Below are 22,483 nucleotides of genomic sequence, written 5' to 3'. Positions count from 1 at the left end.
ACAAACGCATGGACAGCCCCTTTCCAGAATAATGGATGGGTTGTCCGTACTTTTGATCTGTGACCCAGGCGTGACTGTAAATTCAAATTTGGGTGACAGGCCGAAATGCGAACGCGCCAGCCAGGTCATGCGCGGCGCGCGGCCGGCAATGGGCGCGCCAGGCGCCAGGCGCGAGGCGGCAGGTGGTGGGCTGTGGGCTGTGGGCGGCGCGCGGCCGGGCTCTGGCGTCTATCGCCGCGGTGCCAGACGCGCCACGCGGGCGCTCTGGCGCAGATCCATGAACGGCCTGCGAGGCGCTGGCGTTTGCGTGCACACTTGTCCGGCGTGATCACTGCGCGTCGTCGCTCCCAGCAACATCACGGCCCACGCCGCCGCTTCAGTGACATCGCTGACGACCGCCTCGATGGCGTTGATGCGCCGCGCCTGGGCGTCATCAAGCATCTGCGAAGCTCGCCGGATCTCGAGCGTGATCATGGCCTGATAGCGCCCGAAGAGCACCGTGCGCTTGATGTTGAGATCGCGATTACCATGGAGCGTTATCACATGGTCTGGCTCGGGATTTGAGGGGTCTCGACCGCGGCGCACACCCGCGTTGACGCAGGGTGTCGTGCCCCCTCGGCATCCGGCTGGACCGGCTCAGCCCTTGCCAGGCGCTTATTGCGCCAGAAGGCCATAGTCAGCTGGTCGATGAATGCGTCGTCCTGAGCACGGCCTGGCGCCATGTCGCAGCGCAGCGCCCCCACGAGCGCATCGAACGCGGCCGGGTCTTCGCCTTCCTGGACGATATTGCGCCCGAACAGGGCAGGCTTGCGGGCTTGCTTGCGGGCGTTGCGGGCGGAGACCGCCTTGGTGCCGGCGGTTTTCGGGCCTGTGATCTTGTTGGCGTTGGCGCGGTTGGCGGCGACCTGCCGGGGTGTAGCCACTGCGCCTTCAATCGCGCCAGACGGCCTGGCGTGTTAGCGGTCTCAAGACCGACAGCGATTGCTGCGCGCCCTAAATCGATATCTTTAAAAAAACGAACTCAATTTGGCATACACTATTGTTTTTAAATATTTTTCCAGCCTTTTGCCGTTTGCCCCCCTCCCCCTTCCCCCGACGCGCGATAACGCCAGCTGCAGGATGCTGAAACAGACCGTGGCGGGCTGCCCATTATCGCGGCATCAAGCGAAGCAAGCCCCCGACCTTAGGCCAAGCGCCCCTGCGATCGAGGAGACGGCGAAGGGCGTGGAGCCTGCACGCCGCCGCGGCCGCGCAAAAGCCGACGCACCCAAAGCCTGGCTCGGCGATGTGATTGCCCGCCTCGCAGAGCGGGCGCTCCCCTTCGACACCGCCATCGGGCAGGAGCGGGGGTTGATGAACGCGGCCCCTCCTGCGCCCGCGATCGAGGCGCCGGCGACCACGACAGCCTGAGCGCAGGGTCTCACATCCGTGACGCGCAACACAGCCGACTTGGCCAGGCCGGGCGGCGACGCACTGAACCCGCTTGAGGCCCAAGCCGTCACATCTCCTGCGAAAACGGGCTTCAGGCCCGGCCACGAACCGCGCCCTGTCAAACCGTCGATCGCCTCGGGAGGCCTTAAGGACGCATCCTCAAAACCTTCACGCCCAGGAATGCGCCGGCAGCTCACCGGCATGGAGCTGCCATCGAGACTGAACAGATCGCGCTGCAGAAGCCTTGATCAGGATGCCCGCCTGCGGTCAGATACACCACGGGGTCTGGAAGAGTGGAGGGGTCATCATGGGATTTGTGGAAAGCTTCGCGCCAATGGCCGTCGACGCGGCATCGAGGGTCTGGTCCCTCGCCGCGCCAGCCGCGCCGGCGGTGGGGCCCGGTGTTGGCGGCGTACTGGCGTGGATGGTCAGGGCTGGACGCGCCAGAGCCGACGCGAAGCGAGAGATCGCCATCGCGCTGGTTCAGGTCCAGAGCGATCTCGCGCGGCTATACTTCACCAGACCCGGCCGCCGCCTGAACGGAGGAAACGAAGTCCCCGAGCCAATTGTCAAGGAGATATTCGGCCAGTATCGCGCGCGCATCATGGAACAGTCCGGGGTCGCGCGCGGGCAAGGCCTCTCTGCGCCGATCTGCGCCGTGATCAACACCTACGCGATGAAGGTCAAGGCGCTTGGTTCCTTCTGGGCGGACCGCTCCAATATCGGCGACGGATATCGCGACTCTTACCTGCGAACCAAGCAGCATCTCATCAATTGCCTGGAGGCGCTTGGCCAATACAAGGCGTACAGGGAAACGATCAAGCGGATTGAGGATATTGAGCCAATCGTGGAGAGCGACGATCCCGAACCGATCAGACCGGCTGGCTTTACCGCCGTTGACAAACATGACGAGAACGACGTCCGGGCGCCGAAAAGCCTCAGCTTCGCGCCAGCGTCCTCGTGATCACTTGAGCGCCTGTGGCGTCGCTTTACCCAAGCATACGATTGCTCCGCCTGAGAGCGCATGATGGTGTAGAGTCCATACCAACCCCCTAAAGGGGTCCGCGCCGTTCGCCATCACCGAAGCAAAACCAAACGCGCTCCAAACCGCAAAACAGGTTCACAACCCCCCCGAAAAAGGCTTTAACCCGAACGCTGCAACATCGCGGCCGGCGCACAGGCTCTCATTGCGCGCCCGCCCAAGGGCCTGGCCCGCAACACAATGATCAAAACGCTTGGGGGGGGACATGAACCGGCCGATCGCCGCCTTCGCCAGCCTCGGCCTCATAGCCGGCGCCCTGTTACTCTTCGGCGCCGACACGCCCGCAGCCAGCCTCGTGATCTCGGCAGCGCTGTGCATGGCCGCCATGTTGTGCGCGCTTGATCGCTCAACCGGCGCAAGCCCGGGCGCGATCGCATGGCTGATCCTCATTGGCGCATGGCTGGTGATCGGGATTTTTGAAGGGGGATGGATCAGCTCAGGCGCGCACGAGTACGCATCGCTCGCCGGCGCTGTGGCGGTCTGGATGTGCGCGCGCGCCGCCAGCCAGTCCTCACGCATGGCGCAATGGCTCTGGCGCGCGACGCTCGTCCTGGGCCTTGTGTTCGCATCAGTCGCGTTCATCGGCTTCCTGACCGATCCCAGCCGCCTGCTCTGGTCCGAGCACCCCTACGGCGCAGGCAACAGGCTCAGCGCGCCGTTCCTGTCAGCCAACACGGCAGCGACGTTCTACGCCGTCATGGCGGTCATGGCCACCGCGGACATCCTGCGTGCGACGCGCATCGCCAGGCCCGGCGCAAGCCCCATCAAGTTGATGGAGGCGCGCCTGCAGGCCAGCGCTCTGGGTCTTGTGACCGCCCTCGTCTCGCTGAGCTGCGTGTTCCTGACCGCCTCTCGCGCGGGCGCCACAGCATGCGCGCTCGCCATCGCCGGCCTGATCGTCTGGCACGCCCTGTCGCGGTGGCGCAGCGGCGAGACGCGCGGCCTGACCGGCTGGGCAGGACCCATCGTTCTGATCACGCTCCTGGCCGGAGCGTTCATGGTGTCGGGAGCGCTCTATGCGGAGCGGCTTGAGGCCACAGTGTTTGATGAAAACACCGACCGGGCGATCCTGATGGCGGCCTATTGGCGCGCTCTTGAGCTGGCGCCCTGGCTTGGACACGGGCCGGGGGGATTTGAGTACGTCAACGCCCTCATAGCCGATGCGCGCAACGCCAATATGATCATGCACCAGGGCGCAGCGCACAATATCGTGCAGCAATGGCTCCTTCAGGCCGGTCTGGCCGGAACGCTCATCGCAGCGCTGGTGCTCGCAGGACTACTGCGCGTGGTGGTCACAGGCCTCTGGCGGCGCCAGCAACAAACCCTCTATCTCAAGGCGGTGCTCGTCATCGCCGCCATGGTGTTCGCCCACGGAATGGTCGATTACGCCCTCGAAATCCCCGCCTTCATGTGGTTGTTCGCCTGGGTGCTGGGAATGGGCGCCGGGATCGCATCGGGCGGCTCAAGGCCGCAACGCCTGACCGGGCGTGCGCAGACGCTGGCCAAGATCGCCGCGGTCTATAGCCTTGGCCTGGCCGCAGGCCTCAGCCTGTTCGCAGCCGAAGACCGCCGACAGGCAGAATGGGTGCGCGCTCTGGACGAGGCGCGTTTTGATGAGTTCATCGGGCAGGACTCATTCAGCCTGCCGATGTACGCCTCAGTCTGGCATCTGGAGGCCTATGGCGATCGCGCTTTCCGGATGGAGGCGCCTGACCTGGAATTGGCGCGTGAAGCCTTGCAAGGGGCGATCGTCAGAGAACCGCGCAGCGGCACCTTGTGGATGAAGCTTGCTTACGCGGAGTATCTCTCCGGACAGGGCTGGACGCCTGAGGCTGTTGAAGCGCTGCGGGTGTCCTATCTCCGGCTACCCTATGCGCGCGTAACCCTCAACGAGCGGCGGGTGCGCTCTGAGAACTTGCGTGACTGGCGCCTGGCCTTTGCAGCTGTAGACTGGGCTGGGCTGCCCGAGGACGTCCGCGCGGCCGCCCGGCGCGAGGCGCGTCTGCTACCCGCACGCCAGCGCCGCGCTTGGTATGAGCAGATCGGTGAGAGCGAGAGCGGCTGAACGCTCCGCGCGAAAGCCCCGCATGGGCGGCGTACTGGCGCTCGCTCATCCCCTGCATGGCGCGCTCCGATTATTGTTCCAGAACAGGTGCTTATTGAGTTGATAAGTGACGCGGACAGAGCCTGTATGGGGTCACCAGCACACACGGGAGACCGCCATGACCCAGACCCCTGACACGCCCAGAGCCATCGACGCCTTCATCGCCAGAAAGGCCGAGATCGACGCCATGCTCGCCCGGCTCGCGAGCCTGAGCGACGAGCACTTCAACGCCAGCCCCGACCAGATCAACTGGGGCCATGTGGGAACCCTCGCGCACTACGCCGAGCTCCTGACGCGCGTCACCGACGCGGCGTTCAGCGAAGGCGAGTGCGCCCCATGAGCCGGGTGTTCGCCCATGACCGCATCGAGATCTGGCGCAGCCTTGAGCCATGGGGTGAGACCTTCTGGGTCTATGGCTGCACGCTCAGCGGCGATCCCATGACCGCGCCAAGCCTCGACATGGCGCTAGCCATCGCCGCCGCACACGGGGGCGCGTCATGAGCGCGCAAACGAACATGCCTTGGGCGGTCTATCGCTGCGACCGCCTGACACGCGGCGCCACCCCTCACAGCGAGCAACTGATCAGCGGGCATCTGACGCCGCTGGAAGCCATGCACCAAGCCAACCGCCTGAAGCGCGCTGACGGGGCACACAGCTACACCGTGGGGCCTGCGTGATGCGCGCCAGATCGCCGGGGTGCGTCATGCTGGTCCTGATGGCGCACGCCTGAACGCTCACGTCTCACGCCTCTCGCCCGCCATGGCGGGCTTGGGGTCGTAGAAGAGGCGTGATGGTCGCGCCTCCTCGTTCAGGAGGTCAGTCGATGGCTCAAATCCAACTTTCCGAAGCCCAAACCGTCATTCTCAGCGCCGCGTGCGCCCGGGTCGACGGATTCGTCTTTCCAATTACCGCCAAGATCAAAGGCGGCGCGGTTGGCAACGTCTGCAAAAGCCTGCTCAAACAGCGCTTGATCGAAGAGATTCCCGCGGTTGATCTCGATACGGTATGGCGGCACGACGAGACGCATGGTCCGATCACCCTGCGGGCGACGCCGCTTGCTTTCCGCGCACTGGGAATTGTCGAGGACAGCGAACAAGTGCCTGTACCTGACGGTGCTGATACTGGCTCAGTAGAGACCACAAAGTCACGGCACGGCAGCAAACAAGCTCTGCTCATCGCCATGCTGCGCGCGCCGGAGGGCTCAACCATCGAGGAGATCGCCTCAGCGACCGGATGGCAATCGCACACTGTGCGCGGAGCCATGTCCGGCGCGCTCAAGAAGAAGCTCGGCCTGACGATCACGTCGCACAAGGTCGAGGGACGCGGGCGGATTTACGCCATCTGCGCGGAGTAACAGGCCATGGCCACACATATCCTTCGCATGCGTGAAGTCCTCAATCGCACAGGTGTCAGCAGAAGCACCATCTATGTCCTGATGGGCAGGGGCGACTTCCCGCCGCCGCTCCGTCTCGGGCCTCAATCAATAGGCTGACGATGGTGAACAGCCCGCCCATGATCAGGTTCTCGGTCAGCGTGACCGAGAGCGCGAACAGTGGGAACACCGCGATCTGAGTGAGCACGGCCACGCCATAGCCAACGGCGACATTGGCCAGCGCCTCGATCATGGACATCGCGCGCGACTGTTTCATGCCGCATCAGCCTCGGGTGCTGTGTCAATCAGCCGCTCAGCCTTCACAGCGGTGAATGTCTGACCTTCATGAAGCGCCTCGCGGCCTGATCGCTTCCGCGCGACGCGCCGCGGCACGATCATGCCCGCGCGCTGCGCGGCGGGTCGAACAGGCCGAGTATGGCACCGGGCGCCGCATTGGCGATGGAGAGCGCCTGGAGCCCCAGCTGCTGCTTGACCTGCAGCGCCTGGACCCTGGCCGACTCCCTGGCCATGTCCGCGGCGTCCAGGTTGCCGATGCCCGTTTCCATAGCATCCGACAGCTTGCCGGCGAATGTGTTCTGGATTTCCAGCCGCTTGGACACGGTCCCGAGACGAGACAAGCCCTTGCCCACTTCGATGATCGATTGATCGAGCCGGTCAGCGATAAGCGCCGCCCTTTGGGTATTGGTTCCGCTTCCGCCGACCAAAAGCATCGGCCCCACTGAGAAGTAAATAAAATCCCATGTTGAGTTGAGCTTTATCAGGCCGTTATCGTGAGTATTATTCAAGGAGAAGCGCATGTTTTCATGGCGGATCTCGATTACCTAGCCCTCCCCGGCGCCGGTCATGGCCGTGAAGGCGACCGAGCCCGCTGGCGGCAGGCCGTTTGGGGAGCCCGGCGGCGGGGAGGGGAAGCCTGGAGGCAGGGGCGGAGGCGGGGGCCAGTCAAGGATATTGACCCCGTTGAACTCGGCCGAGCTGACCACCGTGTTGATCTGATCGCGAAGCGCCTTGAAGTCCTCGTTCAGGCTGGTGATGGCGGCCAGATCAAGCGAGGTGTCGGTGGCCGCCAGGGCAATGCCCTTCATCTCGATCAGCAGGTCCTGGATCGCCTCGCCGCCCGCGATCGCAATGTCGACGGCCGTCACCGCCCGATCCAGGGACTGCTGCACGGCGCGCAGGCCGCCAAGCTCGGAGCGCATGCCCTGTGCGATGGCGTAGACGCCGCCATTATCCCTGGCTGAGGCGACCTTGAGGCCCGTGGCGATGCGGTCTTGTCCCTGCATCAGGTCACGATGGGTGTGATTGAGATTTTGCAGGGCGATCATAGCGCCCGGTTGGGTGTTGATCGTGAGCACGGTCAACCCACCCCGCAGACGGGCCGCAGGCGGGCCGGATCGTGCGTATTGGCCATCGCCAGCAGGCCATGCCCGCCGCACGCCGCTAACCGGCTGTTAACCCTGACATCGAAGAGTGTGATGGAGCCAGCCGTGACGGCGCAGGCCGGATGAGCCGGTCCTCCGGACAGGGGCAGTGCGCAGCCAGGCCCGTCAAGGCTTTGAGCCACAGGGGCGGGGCATGCCGTCATAGGTCTCATGGCCGCTCCCTTCTGGAGGCCGATCCTGTTGCGCCCGGGCGCAACTCAACCCTGCAGCCATAACCTGATTGGCCTAAGATTCCGTTGACCACACAGGCTTCGCGCCGCGCACGGATCGAAGCGCCCGTCGCGGGGGCCTGCCTGTTTGATGACGCACGGCCGCGTCCCGGCGGCGCGGCTCACGCAGCGCCGCCCGACCATGACAATCGCTGAAGCTTGCCAAGGACGGATCGATCGCCAAAACCCTGAAGCGGCCTAAAGGCAGCACTCCAAGCCCGGCTGGCCCAATAGGTTGTGCTTACAATAATAACTTAAGCGAGCCGGAATTGATTAATCAGGCCGTTTAGAATTAATTAACAATGCCACGAGGGGTGGTGGTTGTTTATCCGGTCCGGGCGCTGACTCTGATGAGTTTGCGTTACCAAGGCCGGCTGGGTGCGCGTATGAAGTCTTCGTCAGGAATGCACGTGGCCGAGTGGCGTGTCGGCTGGAGCGGTATCGCCGCCATTATGCTGGCTTCATATGTCTTGAGCGCATGCCGGCCAGGCCCTACCGATATGGATATTGGCCAAATCCTTGACCAAGCCTGCATGGTAACGGCCGCGGCCATGGAGCCGCGATCACCGCAGCCGTGCGGGACAGAGTCTGTGTCTTACGCATGTTACCGGGGATATAGCGAGCTCCTGTCCCCGGACGGCCGCCAGCGCCTGAGCCCGACGGATGTGGCGGCATTGCGCCGATGGGTGCAGAATGATGGCGACCCGAACCGGCCCGTGGCGCTGGATGAGATCACCCGGACCCTGTCTGTGGCCGGTGAGGACCGGGTTTTCAGGCATTACGAAACGGTGGTGCGCACCCCGCCCTGCCCGACATCCTGTCCCCAGCTTCCCTGGGCGGCGCAGCAACACGGGGATTCTATCTGCATACAGGGTGGCGGTCTGGCTGCATCCGGGCTGATGGCGCGCAGCCCTGCGGACTCCGTGTCCGGATCCATCTGCCTGTCGCGAGAGATTGTCGGACGCGTTTATGCCGATTGTGCGCGCCACTGGCTGCTCAAAGGCGATGCCGAGCTTGCCCGCCAGGATGTCCAGTGCCTGACGGACGGTGCGTTCACGGGAGACGGGACCGGGGCTGACCGGGCGTGTCCCGGGGGATATCGCGGCGGACAGGCCACGATCGGGTTGCAGCCGACCGACACAGCCTTGGAAAGGGCGATTGAAAGCTGGCGCATCGCGTCTGACTGGGGCCGCCTGTTCGGCGCCCAGGCCGCCCTTGTGGCGCAACAGCGGCTACAGGCCCATACGGTCCAGTGCATCAGCTCGGCATCAAGTTTGGAAAGACTGTCGCGCATCCGGCCCGGCTCCGCGGGCGACACCATCCGCCTGTCCATCCGGCAGCGCGCCCTGAGCGCCCTTGGCCATTATGGCGAGGAGATCGATGGCCGGTATGGCCCGGTGACAACCCGGGCCGTCAGAAGCTTTCAGCGGGAACTCGGATATGACGAGACCGGCGTCCTGTCGCCCCGGCAGACCGTGCTCTTGATGTGCCATGCAGCGCAAACAGCGCGCGATTCCCACATCCAGAACACGCTGGGCATCATGTATGCAGTCGGTCTGGGCGTGGAGCAGAATACCGATCTGGCCCTTGAGTGGCTCGATCTTGCCGCCCGGCGCGGGGATGGCGATGCCTATTTCAATCTGGCGATCATCTACGGCACCGGCGCCGTGCTGGGCAGCTACCGGCTTTGCGGCATCATCGAAAACACCGATCTCGCTGACGCGCACCTCGCCGCGGCGGCGCGCCTGGGCCACCCCGTCGCCCGCGAGTGGCGCGCCGCGCGAGCGTATCAGGCCTCCGGGAGTTCAGCGCAACGCTGGCGGCATATCAGCGGTGAGCTGGCGCGGTCGGCGGAAGCCCGGGGCGATGTGCTGTTCCAGACCTGGGAGCAGGACCACATAGATCGAGCCTATCTCGAGCAAATCAGCCTGCCTTGCCTTTCAGCCGAGGTGCTTCGAGGCGAGACGCCATAACGGCCTCACCATTCATGGGAGAACCAGGGGACATGCAGCGCACACGATATATCCAGGCCAGAAGCACCGCCCCTGCCGGGCTTGCCCTGAGCATAGCCCTGTTTGTGACGGGGTGCACCCAGTCCCCGCCGGCCGCACCGCTGACGGGTCATATGGCGGGGCTTTCCCGCCACGAGACCGCCGCAGTGGCTGAACGGATCTGCTCGGTCAGCGGTCTGGAGGAGCAGCACCGCGTAATGCAGCGCCAGTTCGCGGAAATCTCGCGCGATCCGCACTGGCACGCCTTCCTGACCGGACAGGCCGCGACACGTCAGGCAACAGACGCCGTATACCGCCGCGAACCGCTCGGGCAGGACGCGGGCCCGGCTGAAGCCAGCGAGCGCATCCGGCTCAGCCGCATTCTGGATCTCGATATCGATGCCTCCTACCGGCTGGCCGTCTCCGCCTGCCAGGCCTACATGTTCTGTGCACAAACTCCCGGCGGGGCAGGAGGTTACGGCGCGACGGGTTTCAATGCGTGCTCGGACGAGTTGTCGAACTGGACGCGGGCACAAGACCGCTACTCGCGCATTTCACTGCAACTGGCCGAAATCCGCACGGAGCTGGCCCGGATCGGCACGACCATACCGGCGCCGGCGCCGGTAGCCCCCACGCCCCCTCCTCGCCCCCAGAGCCGGCCCGCACCCGCTTGCAGGGACCATATCTCGGGAATCTTTACCTCATCCAGTTGCAGCCGCCCCTGAATTCGGACATCGATCCACCCGTGTGTCATACAGGCCAGTGACGAGCCAAAGGGTATGACGCTGATCCTGTGGGCTGGCGGGGGTGGATTCCGGCGGGTGGATTCCAGTGGCTTCCCGGGTGGACTCCGGGTGGCTTCCGGAGTCCAGGGAACCCACCTTGGAATCCACCGCCTATGTCACTGTTTTATTGTGGATTTCAGGCGTATCGGGGTGGCTTCCGCAAAGGGTGGCTTCCCAAAAAAATCGCTCTGGCGCTAGCGATATGGCGCGCTTAGCCCGCCAGCATACGAAGTGAACGGAAAGGAACCGTACAATCAATGGCTTACGAGAGGGCGGAGACTGTTTTTCCGGTCAACCGGTCATCGTTTGAACCGGAAAGACCGTCTCAAAACCGCCTCCAGAGACGGTTTTCGCAAGGGCAGAAGGCAGGCAAGCGAGCCTTGCAAACCGCCCGTGCGCAGGTCCGTCTGGACTCCGTCCTGGACTGCGGGGTCCAGGGCGGGATCCAGCTCGCGAGCACCACAGGCCAGCTCGTGCGCAAGTATCCTAGTCTGGTTGTTTTGTAGCCTCTCTGGCCGGAACCGTCTCGCCTCGCGGTGTCTCACGCAAAAATGTCTCAGATGAGCGGTGTGACCTTGACATCGCGCTTTTGAACCCGGTTGCCGCACCCCCGCATTTCCGGTAATATTTCCGGTCAATGGAGGGCAATATGGCCAGCACCGATCCGTCTCCCGTCACCCAATGGCGCAAGCGCCGCCAGCGGCAGGGGTTCGTGCGCGTCGAAGTGCAGGTCCGCAAGGAGGACGCCGCCCTCGTGCGGGAGGTCGCCACTGCCCTCGGCGATCCCGAGCGCGAGAGTGAGACGCGCGCTATCCTGCGCGAGAGGATCGCCACGCCCCGCAGCGGCGGCCTCAAGGCACTGCTCGCGGCAGCGCCGCTCGAAGGGATCGATCTTGAGCGACCGCGCGATTTCGGGCGCGACGTTTCCCTGTGAGCTTCCTGATCGACACCAACATCATTTCAGAAGTGCGCAAGGGCGACCGGTGCGATCGCGCCGTGGCGGCCTGGTGGGCGGGCGTTGCCGAAGATGATCTGTGGCTCAGCGCGCTGGTGCTGGGTGAGATCCGCAAGGGCGTGGAGCTTGCACGTCGCCGCGATCCTCGAAAGGCCGACGCGCTCGAGGCGTGGCTCGGCGATGTCATTGCGGGCTTCGCAGACCGGGTGCTCCCCGTCGACACCGCCGTCGCCGAGGAATGGGGCCGAATGAACGCGATCCGTCCGGCGCCCGTGATCGACGCATTGCTGGCGGCGACGGCCAAGGCCAACGGTCTGACACTCGTGACGCGCAACACGGCGGATGTGGCCGGGCTGGACGTGGACGTGCTGAACCCCTTTAATCCATAAGCAGGCCTGACAGCTGCGAGACTGCCGGAAAGCTTCCGGGCACAGCGCACTCTCGCGCTCTGATAAAGATGTGATCACGCGCCGACGAGCGCGCGCAGGTCTTTCATCAGCAAGAAGAGGTGATACGGGTCTGTCGCGCTTGGCTCGAAATCAAAAGCCTCATACCAGGCGCGCGCCTCATCGTCCTTGGCGTGAACGATGAGCGCCCTTATGCCCGCAATGTCAGCGGCTTCAACCGTGCGCAGAAGGGCGTCCTTGAGCAGCGCCCTGCCAAGCCCCTTTGCCTGCTGGTTCCGGTCGACGGCAAGGCGGGCCAGAAGCATGACAGGGATCGGGTGGCGGGCAAGTCCCGTGGCGACCCGGCTGGGGGCGTCGCCATACTCAACGGCGCCGACCGCAAGGCTGTAATACCCCACGACGCGCTGCTTTTCGAGACAGACGACATAGGTCTGGGCGCTGCCTGCTTTCAGATTGACGAGCGCGTGGCGTTGCAGGAACCGATTGAGCGGCTCTTTACCGCAATCAAATTGCGAGACCTCGTGGGAGGCGTCGAGCTTTGAGATGGCGCTGAACGTTTGGTCGGCAGCCGTCACTCCAGCAAGCTCTTGTTCGCGAGCAGTCTGGCAAGACGCGGCTTGCTCTGGACAGGACGGTCGAGCGCATCCTGGAAGGCTTGCCACTGCGCCTCATCCAGCTGGAAGAGGCGGCGATCAATCAGCGCCGCCTCGGCAGCCTGGATCCCGGCCTCGAGCAGGAACTCCGTCACGTTCTTGTGCGAGGACGTGGCGGCGCGCTGCAGCAACGCCTTCATGGTCGGCGTGGTGCGCACCTCGATGCGTTCGGATTTGGCTTCAGCACTGAACATGGCGGATATCTCCCTTTGGCTCTGATATCATACGGACACCGTACGGACAAGAAAGGCACGCGGCGCTGACGGGGTCAGGACCCCTCTTTGACCCGTTCGATCACATGGCGCCGCGACCGCAGCCGAGGCACATTGCGCCCGTTCAGCCGCCAGGCGATTACGGCCAGAGCGTAATCATGGCGCCGGTTCGCGGTGGCGCGGCTGACCCCGAGATCCCAGCAGATGGCCTTCCATGGACTGCGGTTGGCGCGCGCCCAGACGAGGCGGGCATCGTCTTTCTCCAGCCAGCGCAGCCAGAGCATGGCTTGTTCGGCCTGGCTGATCTGGTGGGGGCTCGGGCGCGGCCGGCTCATGCGGGGTGTCTGACCCACCTGATCAGCAAAGCTGTGGACGTACTCGGGCCACGCGCTGAAATAGCCCTGCGGCTTGACGCCGGGCAGCGTGGCGAGCACATCGGCTGCGCTCTCAAGACGGTCCGCGACCATGGTCAGTGTCCATTGGATCATCGGCGCATGTCCCTGTTCTGGGGGCCATAGAGCTTCTCGCCGAGTTGCCGGATCATCTCACGCTCGGGCCAGGTCAGGCGATCATCATCGAGCGAGACCGCGATGACGCGCTGCTCGCGCCATCCCTCGCGCTTGACCTCTTCGGGGCTGCGGCGCTGGCCGCCGTATCCGCGCGGCGCCCACCTCACAGCACACCTCCCCGGGTCTCGATGGCCCACAGTAGGATGGCGATGGCGTCGGCCTCATTTTCATCGGCGGGCGAGAACCCGCGGGCGCGGCCTGCCGCGATCATGGCCTCCTTGGGCGCATTACCCTTGCCGGTAGCGTGACGCTTGATCGTGCCGACCGGGACACCCTGATAGGGCACGCCGCGCAGTTCAGCCCAGGCGGTCAGCGTGGCCATGAGCCCGCCATAGACATGGGCGGCGTCGGTCGCAGCGTGGCGGCGGACCTCCTCGAACCAGATGGCGGCGACCGGACCGGAGAGCCTGTCGAGCTCGCCGAGCCAGCCCGAGAAGCGCAGATAGCGCATGCCGCCACCGTCATAGCGGCTGGGGCGCAGCGAGAGCGTGCCGCTGGTGATCAGACCATCCGGGGTGCGCAGCGCCCAACCAGTCGAGGTGCCCAGATCGAGCGCCAGCATGGTGCGGTGCGCATCTGCGCCCGGCGGCAGTTGCGGGGTTGCGCCACGCGCGGCGCTGGACACAGTCAGGTCAGCCATGATGGGTCTCCTTTGACGGTGGCTGGTCGTGGTGGAAGGCGGCGGCGGCCTGGTGCTTGGCGGTACGGGGCCGCCGCCGTCGGATCGGGGTGTGCGTGCCTCATGGATCGAGCTCGCGCAGCCAGTCGGGGATGTGTGAACCTTGAGAACCTCCCCCTGGAGGTTCCCCCGCAGGTTCACACCCGTAACCATCTGATCTGGTTCGGGTTTGTGAACCTTGTGAACCTTGTGAACCTGTTCCGGCCTCTTCTTTCATGTGCGCGCGCGCGCGCGTGTGCGTAGGGGTGGAAAAAGGTTCACAAGGTTCACAAGGTTCACATTTCCCATTGAGATCAGCGGGTTGTCCGTGTGAACCTCGGTTCTGGAGGTTCACACCCGCGCCGCGAGGTTCACACTCGCTCTTGTCTTTTGGCTGAGCCCAACCAGCCTCCCGCCCATCTCAGGGTCCCAAGCGGACTTCATCAAGCACCAGATGACCATCGCCAAGCTGCCGCTGGCCAACGAGATCGACGAGTTCCATTTCCGGGACGCCAATGAACGGGACGCTCGTCTGCGATCTCGCGAGCAGAGCGTTCCTTGGCCGGCAATGAGAGCTGGCGGTTCAAAACACAGGCCTGAGGCCAGACCGGACCTGGCGCGGATAGAGGGAATGAACATTTTACATAAAAGGAAGCTTCCGTTAGAACCACAACAAAGAAAGGATTTTGCGCTATCCTTTCTCAATCGGCCTGCCAAGGAAAGGATCCTTTTTCAACCATGGCGTCAGCAGCGGAGCCATCGCGCCTGGGACGCCTCGTAGCGATCTCGACCGCAGGGGAGCGCGCGGAGGCGTTTGTGCCTCCGCCCTTGCCGCCGTCTCCGCCCGTCAGGATGGAGCGGCTCTACCGTCACCTCGAGCGCGCGAACCGTGCGATCGGGCGACTCGATGGCGTGACCTCCATCCTGCCCGACACTCCTCTCTTTCTTTACATGTACGTCCGCAAGGAGGCGCTGCTATCCTCGTAGATCGAGGGCACGCAGTCGTCGCTTTCCGACCTGCTGCTCTTCGAGAGCGAGGAAGCGCCGGGCGTCCCGCTCGACGACGTGCAGGAGGTTTCCAACTACGTCGCCGCCATGAACCATGGCCTCGAGAGGATCCGCGAAGGCCTTCCGCTTTCCCTGCGCCTGATCCGGGAGATCCACGCCATCCTTCTTCAAAAGGGCCGCGGTAGCACGAAGCAACCAGGCGACTTCCGACGGTCACAGAACTGGATCGGTGGCACGCGACCCGGCAATGCCCTCTTCGTCCCGGCACCGCCCGAGCACGTCCTCGACCTAATGTCGGACCTGGAAGCGTTCATCCATGCCGACACGCCAGAAATGCCGACCCTCATCAAGGCTGGGCTGGTCCACGTGCAGTTCGAGACCATTCATCCGTTTCTCGATGGTAACGGTCGTCTCGGTCGGCTGCTGATCACGTTCCTGCTCTGCACGCAGGGCATCCTGAAGGAGCCGATCCTCTATCTCAGTCTCTATTTCAAGACGCATCGCCGCCAGTACTACGACCTGCTGCAGCAGGTTCGTGAGAGCGGCGACTGGGAAACATGGCTGGAGTTCTTCCTAGACGGCATCGCCGAGACGTCTCTGCAGGCATCAGAGGCGGCGCGCGAGATCCTCGCGCTGTTCGAAGCCGATCGGCACCGGATCGAGGATCTCGGGCGCCCAGCCGCATCCGCCCTTCGGGTACACCAGCTGCTTCAGCAGAAGCCGATCATCGGCATTCCCGCAGCGGCGCAGCGGCTGAGCATCTCGCCTCCGACAATTGCCAAATCGATCCAGCATCTGGAGGATCTCGGCATCGTGCGGGAGGTGACGGGCAAGCAGCGTGGCAGGATGTATGTCTACAGCGACTACTTGAGCATACTCAGCCGGGGAACCGAGCCCCTGTAGTTCAGAACACCGTGAGATTGTGGACAGGCTTCCAAATTTGACCCCGTTGCATTTCATCGCAGGCAATTGAGTCCAATCAAGAAATGCCTCGCCGACAGGGGTCATTATCGGCGCCGGCCATGACCCCCGTTAGGCTTGGTAAAAATGCAGCACTTTCAATTAGGTAAGGCAAATTTTCAGTGGGTCATATTTTGAAGCCGATTCACAGGTACTGGAAGCAAAGCTCGTCGCTGGTACCGATTTACGAAGCAATTTGAAGGCCTTCGCCCCCTCTTGCTTCCACAGTGCTTCCACGTGAGTTGGAAACACAAACGCCGCCCGCGAGGACGGTACTCAAGCATTTGAAAAAACAAAGGGATTTGGGTGCGGGGGTAGGATTTGAACCTACGACCTTCAGGTTATGAGCCTGACGAGCTACCGGGCTGCTCCACCCCGCGTCAAACCTATGTTCGCGACCGGGCCGCGTCCAAGGGAGGCGCTGTGTATGACGCCCGCGCGGCGCCGTCAACATCTGCACTGCGCGCCGGGCCGCGCGTGGCCGGCCAGTCTGCGCTTGCCCACGCGCGCCTGCTTGCACTATCTTAATACTTATAAACGCAACGCTCCGGCGGGAGGGACAGCCCGCACGGGGTTAAAATCACGCTGGGGGGCTGGATGAGCGACTGGAATTGGCGCGGCGGCGGCCGCAGCAGGCTCGGAGACAACGCGCGCAGGCGTATGTCGCGGCACCGGGCGACCGAGCTTTCCCTGGCCGCTCTGGTGGCGGGCGGCGCCCTGTTCACCACCTTCGTGACTGATGCCGCGACCCAGAGCGCCCTGCCTGGAGATTGGCCCACGCCCGCATTTGATCCGGCCCAATTCGCCCGCACCGAGGCCTCCCAGGGCAGCCGCGCGGCGGTGGCGGCTGCGCTCAATGGATCAGGGACGGCGCTGCGCTTCGCCGCAGAACCCGGCTCCACCCGCCACACGGAAGCAACGCCGGCAGGGGGTGTCGCCCTGACCCCGGAGGTGACGCTGCACGCACGCGCCGCAACGCCTCAGCCGCCCGGATGGTCTGGCTCCGCCATGGGGCTGCAGGTCACGGCGACGACCCGCGAACTGACCGATCTGCCGCCGGTCTTCCTGGTCGGCGGGGCGGGACGCGAGAGCTATATGATCGCGCCGGGCGGACCGCTCAGCTACACGCTGGCGCCCGCCGGCGTCGAAGCCAGCGTAGGCGACGCGCATTTCGGCGTGGGCGTGGAGCTGGGCGCAGACGTCTACGCCACGCTGGGCTATGTGCGCGAACAACGCCGCTACCGCGCTGGCGCGCGTGAGTGGAGGGAAGACGAGCACTATGCCGGCGTGGCCCTGCGTGCGCGCTGGTAAGCCTTGCGGGCTTGATCTGCTGGCCAATGGCGGCCGGGAACCTGCGGGGGGTGTCTGACGGCGCGCCGGTTCGGCGCGCACCTCCCAAGCCCCTTGGACTTGGTGAGCCGACCGGGGCTCGAACCCGGGACCTACTGATTAAAAGTCAGTTGCTCTACCAGCTGAGCTATCGGCTCTGACCCTCTCGGGAGAGGCGCGGAAACTATAGTCGGCCCCTGCGCGGGTCAAGCGCCGCGGCGCCACAGGCGCAGCAGGCCTCCCGACGCCATTCTCTCGCCCGATTCAACGCGGTACACTGAGCCCATGATTACACGCGCGCTCTCCCTGTGTCTGGCTGTCCCCGTTCTTCTGGCGGCGGCCGGTTGCGCGGGCGGCGCCGGGAACGGCATGGACGCCATGGTCACCGATACGCGCGAGGCCGGGGCTGACGCCATCGGCCTGCCGCGCGAGCGGCCGGGGCGGATCCGGGTGGATGATGGCGACGACACCGTGCCAACCCCCTATGGCGGCGCGGGGGCACGCCGGACGTGCTCCAACACCGCGCGCGACATCGCCCGCCTGACTGTCGTTCTGGGACCGGACCGCGAAGCGCCGCCGCCCGAAACCGGCGAGGAGACCGGCGAAGACGACCCCACCATGATGGAGCGTGGCCGGGATCTGGCCGCCGATGCGCCCGATCTCGCCCGCGACCAGTACCGCTCGCTCATCGTCGGGCTGAACCCGATCCGGCCGGTGGTGCGCTTTGTCGGCGGCGCCGCTGAAATCGAACGTGCGGCCCGCACCGAGCACGAGCTGGCCCTCAAACGCCGCGCTTTCCTGCGCGGCCTGCACGCGGGCTTCGGCTGCCAGCCGCGCTATCTGCAGCGCGCCTTCGAGGCCTATGGGCTGATCGAGGCGGAGTGAGCCCTGTACGCCACCGCGCGCAGCGCCGGGCTTGCATCGAAGGCGGCGCGCCATAGGCTCGGCTCTCCCTGCCCGCCCGGAGCGTCCATGAGCCATTTCACCCATCTTGAGTGTTCCATGACCGGCGCGCGCCTGGCCGCCGACCGGGCCCATAATCTCTCGCCCGAGGGCTGGCCGCTGCTGGCGCGCTATGATCTGGCGGCGCTGAAGCGCACCGCCGACCGCGACGCCATCGCCGCGCGCGCCGCTCATACCCATCCGGGTTTCTGGAAATGGCGCGAGCTTCTGCCCGTGGCCGATGACGCCCATGTCACCAGCCTGGGCGAGGTGGACACGCCCCTGATCGAAACGCCTGCCAGCGCCCGGGCGATCGGGCTCAAAGGCCCGCTTCTGATCAAGGATGAGGGCCGCCTGCCCACGGGCAGTTTCAAGGCGCGCGGGCTGGCGCTGGCGGTGTCCATGGCGCGACAGTTCGGGATCAGGGCCATGGCCATGCCCACCAATGGCAATGCCGGCGCGGCGTTGTCGGCCTATGGCGCGCGGGCGGGGATGGAGACCTGGTCCTTCTGCCCGGCCGACACGCCCGAAGTGAACCTGCGCGAGATCGCCGCCCAGGGCGGGCATGTCTACCGCGTCAACGGCCTGATCCATCAGTGCGGGGCGCTGGTGGGCGCCCTCAAAGAGGAGATGGGCTGGTTTGACGTCTCCACGCTGAAAGAGCCCTACCGGATCGAGGGCAAGAAGACGATGGGGATCGAGCTCGCGTGGCAGCTGGGCTGGACCCTGCCTGACGCGATCTTCTACCCCACCGGCGGCGGCACCGGCCTGATCGGTATGTGGAAGGCGTTCGACGAAATGGAGGCGCTGGGCTGGATCGGGCCGGAGCGCCCGAAAATGTTCGCCGTCCAGGCCGATGGCTGCGCGCCCATCGTCAAGGCCTTCGTGGCGGGCGAGGAGCATGCGCCCGAATGGCTGGATGCTTCCACCAGTGCCGCCGGTATCCGCGTGCCCAAGGCGATTGGCGATTTCCTGATCCTGCGGGCCGTGCGCGCCAGCGGCGCGGCGGCGCTGGCGGTGAGCGAGGCCGAGATTGAAGCGGCGCGCGCTTTGTGCGGGCGCGCGGACGGGCTGCTGCTCTGCCCGGAAGGCGCGGCGACGCTCGCCGCCGCACGCAATGCCCGCGCCGCCGGGCTGATCGAAGCGGATGCGCGCTGCGTCCTGTTCAATTGCGGCTCGGGCCTGAAATACGCCCTGCCCGACCGCGCGCGTGATCTGGACCGGACGAAGCCGGTGACGCGGGCGATGCTGGAGGGTTAGTCCGCCAGCGCCTGCGCCGCCGCCGCAAACGCCCGCCCGCGTGCGCCGAACACGGTGAACTGGCGCCCGCGCGGCGCAGCCGGAGAGAGCAGAACGACCCCGGCGGTCAGGGACGCGGCGGCGCGCGCCACGGCCCTATCGAAATCGGTCTCATAGGCGCACACGGACGCATGGCGCCCGCCCGCCAGCGCCGCGACGATGCGCGGGCCGTTTTCGGGGATGGTGATGATGGCGCGGATGCGGTCATGGCGCTCCAGCGCGGCGGCCAGCGCCTCATAATCCTGCTCACGCTCCTCCCCGCCCAGGATCAGCGCCACATCCTCTCCGGGAAAGGCGTCCAGCGCCAGAACCAGCGCTTCGGGCGTGGTGGCGAGCGAGTCATCGACGAACCGCACCTCGCCCTTCACCGCCACGGTCTGCAGCCGGTGGGGCAGGCCATGGAAGTCTGACAGGCTGTCGAACGCCGCGCGCGCATCCAGCCCCATATCCGCGATCACGCTGAGACCCGCGCAGGCATTGAGCGCATTGTGTGGCCCCGGCACGCTGGGGATGGCGCCCCAGACCTCGCCAGCGCGATGCACCACGCCGCCGGGCGCATGGAAGGTGTCGGGCGTGTTGTACCAGAGCGTATTGGGCCGGTGGGCGAACAGGCTGGCCAGGCGGTCATCGCCCGCGTTCAGCACGGCGCGTGTGTTGGGATCCAGGCTGACCAGGCGCGCCTTGTCGCGCTGATACGCCTCCAGCGAGCGGTGCCAGGGGATGTGCTCGCGCATCAGATTGACCATCACGCCATAGTCCGGCCCGTGAAGCAGATCCGCGCACTGATAGCTGGAGAGCTCCGCCACCACCGTGCTCGCGCCCGGCGGCGTTTCGATCACCGGCTCGCCGATATTGCCCGCCAGCACCGCGTCCTCGCCCAGCGCGCGCAGCATATGGTGCAGGAGCGCCGAGCTGGTGGATTTGCCCTTGGTGCCGGTAATCCCGATCACGCGCTGGCTGGCCGGTTTGCGCTCGAACCAGAGATTGGTCTGGCTGGTCAGGCGCGCGCCTGCGCGCAGCGCCGCTGACAGGCGCGGATCATACAGCGAGACGCCGGGGCTTTTGACGATCAGCACGCGGCCGCCCGCTTGCACGGCGGCCTCCAGCGCGTCCTCGTCAAGATAGGCGACGCCGGCGGGCAGATCCTCGGGCCGCGTGCGGTCGATCACCCCCAGCCTCACGCCCGCCGCCTCAGCGAGGGCCAGCGCCAGCACGGCGCGGCCTTCCTTGCCATAGCCCCAGATCAGGAGCCTGTCGTAATCGGCAAACCGCCCGGCCCGCATGCGCGCAAATCCTGTTTCAACCCGCATCAAGGCAAGCGTGTTTCGCCCGCACGCGCAAGCGGGCTGCGCCGGTCAGCCAGCGTCGCCGGATTCGGGTGCAGGCTCGGGCTGGGGCTCAGGCTCAGGCTCAGACTGGGGCTCCGGCGCAGGCGCCATGGCGGCGCCCTGGCCCAGACTGCTTTCCAGCGCCGCGAAGAAAGTGCGCAGGCGCGCCGCGTTGGCGCCGAGATCGGACATGCCCACACGCGACACCGAACGCGCATCCACACGCGATCCGCCATCGTCCAGCGGCGTGACGCGCACCACCACATCGTCGATGAAGCCGAACCAGAAGGTCACGTCCTGGGCTTCAAACATCATCGCGCCCTCCGACGCGGTGGAGATGCGCCAGCCCAGATCACGCGCCGCAGAGTGGGCCGCCCGGTAGGCCAGCGCCGGCTCGGCCGGGGTGATCAGGGGCGCAATGTCGGGATAGGCCTCGGCCTGGACCTGCGGCAGCGGGCGCTGCGAGCGCGGGTCGGTCTTGGAATGATAGTCCACTGAATTGGCGTTGGCGCCGCGGCGCTCGATCAACGCGCCAGTGAACTGGGGCGGGGTCTCGAAATCGGTCGTGATGTCATGGATGGGCGGGATCGCCGCGCGGTCACCGGATGCGCTGGACACCAGCGCCAGAGGCGCAGCGCCGACGATCAACGCCAAAACGCCCGCAACATACCCCCCGGCGCCCGGCGCATTGGCGCGCCCGAATATGAGGCGGAAGCCGACGGCCACGATCAGCGCCAGCAGGCCCAGCACGGCGGTCACCGGCAGGATGAACCCGCCGCCGATGGCGCCGGGCAGACCCAGCCAGTTCAGCGCGTTGAAGCCCGCCAGCCCCAACACATGCCGGAAGCCGTCAATGGGCGCCCAGAAGCCGAACTTGCCGCCGAACGCCGCAACAACGAACCAGAGCGGCGTTGCGATCGCGGCGAACGCGGCCAGGCCCACAATCAGATGCCGAATGGTGCGCAGGATAGTCATCATGGCGGTCGCCCCCTTTATCCAGCGTGTGCAGTATACGCCCTGGCGGCGCGCTCATACAGATATTCACGGATACAGCCGCGTCACACGCCAGGGCGTGTCCTCCAGGTCACGCTCGAACACCATGCGGTCATGCAGGCGGAAGGCGCGGTCGCGCCAGAATTCGATGCGCACCGGAACCACGCGGTAGCCGGTCCAGAACTCCGGCCGGGGAATGTCACCGATATGGAATTTGGCCGCATGGGAAGCGACGGCTTTCTCAAGTGCAAAGCGGCTTTCCAGCGGGCGGGACTGCTGGCTCGCCCAGGCGCCGATACGGCTGTCGCGCGCCCGGCTGGCGAAATAGGCGTCGGCCTCGGCGTCGCTGACCCGCTCCACCGCGCCGCGCACCCGCACCTGACGGCGCAGGGATTTCCAGTGGAAGCACAGCGCCGCCTTGCTGTTGGCCTCCAGCTGCAAGCCCTTGGCGCTTTGGGTATTGGTGTAGAAGGTGAAGCCGCGCGCATCCACATCCTTCAAAAGCACCATGCGCACATCGGGCAGGCCGTCGGCGTCCGCCGTGCCCAGCGCCATGGCGTTGGGATCATTGGGCTCGCGCTTGCGCGCCTGTTCCAGCCACTCGCCAAACAACGCCACCGGATCCTCGCGCGTGAAAATGTCCTCCGGGGCCGCCTCGGCCTCGCGGGCGTAGTCGGCGTCGCTCGGACTGGGCGGGATGGCGTCGCGGCCGCTCATGGGCGCTCCTGGGCTGTTGCGTCACGCTGACTTAGCGCGTCGGGATTTGCGGTCAA

27 protein-coding genes, 2 tRNA genes and 1 pseudogene are annotated in these 22,483 nt (G+C 65.5%); 15 read left to right on the top strand and 15 right to left on the bottom strand.

Features of this window, described 5'->3' with window-relative positions; genetic code table 11:
• Positions 1-228: 228 nt before the first annotated feature.
• Both L2D01_05960 and L2D01_05955 read right to left on the bottom strand, forming a co-directional pair.
• Positions 229-543, bottom strand: coding sequence for a hypothetical protein (locus L2D01_05960; protein WBQ11326.1), 315 nt, complete (start codon positions 541-543; stop codon positions 229-231).
• On the bottom strand, positions 540-923 hold the full coding sequence (locus tag L2D01_05955; protein WBQ11325.1) for a hypothetical protein: 384 nt from the start codon (positions 921-923) through the stop codon (positions 540-542). Before L2D01_05955 ends, L2D01_05960 begins: the two co-directional genes overlap by 4 nt.
• Positions 924-1,738: 815 nt before the next feature.
• Here L2D01_05955 and L2D01_05950 point away from each other — a divergent pair.
• The 6 genes from L2D01_05950 to L2D01_05925 all read left to right on the top strand — a co-directional run bounded on the left by L2D01_05950 (position 1,739) and on the right by L2D01_05925 (position 5,931).
• Positions 1,739-2,395, top strand: a complete 657-nt coding sequence (locus L2D01_05950; GenBank protein WBQ11324.1) for a hypothetical protein — start codon at positions 1,739-1,741, stop codon at positions 2,393-2,395.
• A gap of 283 nt (positions 2,396-2,678) precedes the next feature.
• Positions 2,679-4,538: an O-antigen ligase family protein gene (locus L2D01_05945; protein ID WBQ11323.1), complete on the top strand. Its 1,860-nt coding sequence runs from the start codon at positions 2,679-2,681 to the stop codon at positions 4,536-4,538.
• A 157-nt stretch (positions 4,539-4,695) separates the two neighbouring features.
• Entirely contained in the window at positions 4,696-4,917 is a 222-nt protein-coding gene (locus tag L2D01_05940) for a hypothetical protein (GenBank protein ID WBQ11322.1), read from the top strand.
• A complete protein-coding gene (locus L2D01_05935; protein ID WBQ11321.1) occupies positions 4,914-5,078 on the top strand; it encodes a hypothetical protein in 165 nt (54 codons plus the stop codon). Before L2D01_05940 ends, L2D01_05935 begins: the two co-directional genes overlap by 4 nt.
• Entirely contained in the window at positions 5,075-5,254 is a 180-nt protein-coding gene (locus L2D01_05930) for a hypothetical protein (protein WBQ11320.1), read from the top strand. Before L2D01_05935 ends, L2D01_05930 begins: the two co-directional genes overlap by 4 nt.
• Before the next feature lie 146 nt (positions 5,255-5,400).
• Complete coding sequence (locus tag L2D01_05925) at positions 5,401-5,931, top strand: DUF3489 domain-containing protein (GenBank protein WBQ11319.1); 531 nt, start codon at positions 5,401-5,403, stop codon at positions 5,929-5,931.
• Between the two features lie 55 nt (positions 5,932-5,986).
• Here L2D01_05925 and L2D01_05920 read toward each other — a convergent pair whose 3' ends face one another.
• The 3 genes from L2D01_05920 to L2D01_05910 form a co-directional block, all read right to left on the bottom strand.
• Positions 5,987-6,226, bottom strand: a complete 240-nt coding sequence (locus L2D01_05920) for a hypothetical protein (GenBank protein ID WBQ11318.1) — start codon at positions 6,224-6,226, stop codon at positions 5,987-5,989.
• 118 nt (positions 6,227-6,344) lie between these two features.
• On the bottom strand, positions 6,345-6,767 hold the full coding sequence (locus tag L2D01_05915; protein ID WBQ11317.1) for a hypothetical protein: 423 nt from the start codon (positions 6,765-6,767) through the stop codon (positions 6,345-6,347).
• A gap of 24 nt (positions 6,768-6,791) precedes the next feature.
• Positions 6,792-7,325 (bottom strand): flagellin, encoded by a 534-nt coding sequence (locus L2D01_05910; protein ID WBQ11316.1) that lies wholly within the window; start codon positions 7,323-7,325, stop codon positions 6,792-6,794.
• A gap of 886 nt (positions 7,326-8,211) precedes the next feature.
• Between L2D01_05910 and L2D01_05905 the strand changes: the two genes are divergently transcribed.
• The 4 genes from L2D01_05905 to L2D01_05890 all read left to right on the top strand — a co-directional run bounded on the left by L2D01_05905 (position 8,212) and on the right by L2D01_05890 (position 11,741).
• The gene (locus L2D01_05905) at positions 8,212-9,594 is read left to right on the top strand and encodes a peptidoglycan-binding protein (protein WBQ11315.1); all 1,383 of its coding nucleotides are present in this window, start codon (positions 8,212-8,214) and stop codon (positions 9,592-9,594) included.
• 32 nt (positions 9,595-9,626) lie between these two features.
• The gene (locus tag L2D01_05900; protein WBQ11314.1) at positions 9,627-10,337 is read left to right on the top strand and encodes a hypothetical protein; all 711 of its coding nucleotides are present in this window, start codon (positions 9,627-9,629) and stop codon (positions 10,335-10,337) included.
• A 709-nt stretch (positions 10,338-11,046) separates the two neighbouring features.
• The gene (locus tag L2D01_05895; GenBank protein WBQ11313.1) at positions 11,047-11,331 is read left to right on the top strand and encodes a hypothetical protein; all 285 of its coding nucleotides are present in this window, start codon (positions 11,047-11,049) and stop codon (positions 11,329-11,331) included.
• The gene (locus tag L2D01_05890; protein WBQ11312.1) at positions 11,328-11,741 is read left to right on the top strand and encodes a type II toxin-antitoxin system VapC family toxin; all 414 of its coding nucleotides are present in this window, start codon (positions 11,328-11,330) and stop codon (positions 11,739-11,741) included. The genes L2D01_05895 and L2D01_05890 overlap by 4 nt, the downstream gene beginning before the upstream one ends.
• Positions 11,742-11,815: 74 nt before the next feature.
• Here the strand turns inward: L2D01_05890 and L2D01_05885 are convergent, their stop codons facing one another.
• From L2D01_05885 to L2D01_05865, 5 genes are all read right to left on the bottom strand, one after another.
• A complete protein-coding gene (locus tag L2D01_05885; protein WBQ11311.1) occupies positions 11,816-12,334 on the bottom strand; it encodes a GNAT family N-acetyltransferase in 519 nt (172 codons plus the stop codon).
• The gene (locus L2D01_05880) at positions 12,331-12,606 is read right to left on the bottom strand and encodes a DUF1778 domain-containing protein (GenBank protein ID WBQ11310.1); all 276 of its coding nucleotides are present in this window, start codon (positions 12,604-12,606) and stop codon (positions 12,331-12,333) included. Before L2D01_05880 ends, L2D01_05885 begins: the two co-directional genes overlap by 4 nt.
• Positions 12,607-12,680: 74 nt before the next feature.
• Positions 12,681-13,112 carry a DUF6362 family protein gene (locus L2D01_05875; protein ID WBQ11309.1) on the bottom strand — a complete coding sequence of 144 codons (432 nt, stop codon included), beginning with the start codon at positions 13,110-13,112 and terminating at the stop codon, positions 12,681-12,683.
• Positions 13,109-13,300: a hypothetical protein gene (locus tag L2D01_05870; GenBank protein WBQ11308.1), complete on the bottom strand. Its 192-nt coding sequence runs from the start codon at positions 13,298-13,300 to the stop codon at positions 13,109-13,111. Before L2D01_05870 ends, L2D01_05875 begins: the two co-directional genes overlap by 4 nt.
• Complete coding sequence (locus tag L2D01_05865; GenBank protein ID WBQ11307.1) at positions 13,297-13,833, bottom strand: hypothetical protein; 537 nt, start codon at positions 13,831-13,833, stop codon at positions 13,297-13,299. Before L2D01_05865 ends, L2D01_05870 begins: the two co-directional genes overlap by 4 nt.
• A gap of 436 nt (positions 13,834-14,269) precedes the next feature.
• On the opposite strand from L2D01_05865, the pseudogene L2D01_05860 reads away from it, so the two are divergent.
• Positions 14,270-14,420: pseudogene (locus tag L2D01_05860) on the top strand (ATPase).
• 496 nt (positions 14,421-14,916) lie between these two features.
• Positions 14,917-15,762 (top strand): Fic family protein, encoded by an 846-nt coding sequence (locus tag L2D01_05855; GenBank protein ID WBQ11306.1) that lies wholly within the window; start codon positions 14,917-14,919, stop codon positions 15,760-15,762.
• 360 nt (positions 15,763-16,122) lie between these two features.
• Here L2D01_05855 and L2D01_05850 read toward each other — a convergent pair.
• A tRNA-Met gene (locus L2D01_05850) sits at positions 16,123-16,199 on the bottom strand.
• Between the two features lie 217 nt (positions 16,200-16,416).
• On the opposite strand from L2D01_05850, the gene L2D01_05845 reads away from it, so the two are divergent.
• Positions 16,417-17,130, top strand: coding sequence for a hypothetical protein (locus L2D01_05845; GenBank protein WBQ11305.1), 714 nt, complete (start codon positions 16,417-16,419; stop codon positions 17,128-17,130).
• Between the two features lie 100 nt (positions 17,131-17,230).
• Here the strand turns inward: L2D01_05845 and L2D01_05840 are convergent.
• Positions 17,231-17,306 (bottom strand) — tRNA-Lys (locus L2D01_05840).
• Positions 17,307-17,433: 127 nt separating this feature from the next.
• On the opposite strand from L2D01_05840, the gene L2D01_05835 reads away from it, so the two are divergent.
• On the top strand, positions 17,434-18,033 hold the full coding sequence (locus L2D01_05835) for a hypothetical protein (GenBank protein ID WBQ11304.1): 600 nt from the start codon (positions 17,434-17,436) through the stop codon (positions 18,031-18,033).
• Positions 18,034-18,120: 87 nt separating this feature from the next.
• Positions 18,121-19,350 carry a threonine synthase gene (locus tag L2D01_05830; GenBank protein ID WBQ11303.1) on the top strand — a complete coding sequence of 410 codons (1,230 nt, stop codon included), beginning with the start codon at positions 18,121-18,123 and terminating at the stop codon, positions 19,348-19,350.
• On the opposite strand, the gene murD is transcribed toward L2D01_05830, so the two are convergent.
• The 3 genes from murD to pdxH all read right to left on the bottom strand — a co-directional run bounded on the left by murD (position 19,347) and on the right by pdxH (position 22,427).
• The gene (murD, locus tag L2D01_05825; protein ID WBQ11302.1) at positions 19,347-20,672 is read right to left on the bottom strand and encodes a UDP-N-acetylmuramoyl-L-alanine--D-glutamate ligase; all 1,326 of its coding nucleotides are present in this window, start codon (positions 20,670-20,672) and stop codon (positions 19,347-19,349) included. The genes L2D01_05830 and murD overlap by 4 nt on opposite strands.
• Positions 20,673-20,744: 72 nt before the next feature.
• Positions 20,745-21,695, bottom strand: coding sequence for a DUF1499 domain-containing protein (locus tag L2D01_05820; protein WBQ11301.1), 951 nt, complete (start codon positions 21,693-21,695; stop codon positions 20,745-20,747).
• 63 nt (positions 21,696-21,758) lie between these two features.
• Positions 21,759-22,427 carry a pyridoxamine 5'-phosphate oxidase gene (gene pdxH, locus L2D01_05815; GenBank protein WBQ11300.1) on the bottom strand — a complete coding sequence of 223 codons (669 nt, stop codon included), beginning with the start codon at positions 22,425-22,427 and terminating at the stop codon, positions 21,759-21,761.
• Positions 22,428-22,483: the final 56 nt, after the last annotated feature.

The organism is Hyphomonadaceae bacterium ML37, assembly GCA_027627685.1.
GTDB lineage: Bacteria > Pseudomonadota > Alphaproteobacteria > Caulobacterales > Maricaulaceae > Oceanicaulis.
This window is presented reverse-complemented; position numbering and strand designations above follow the sequence as displayed.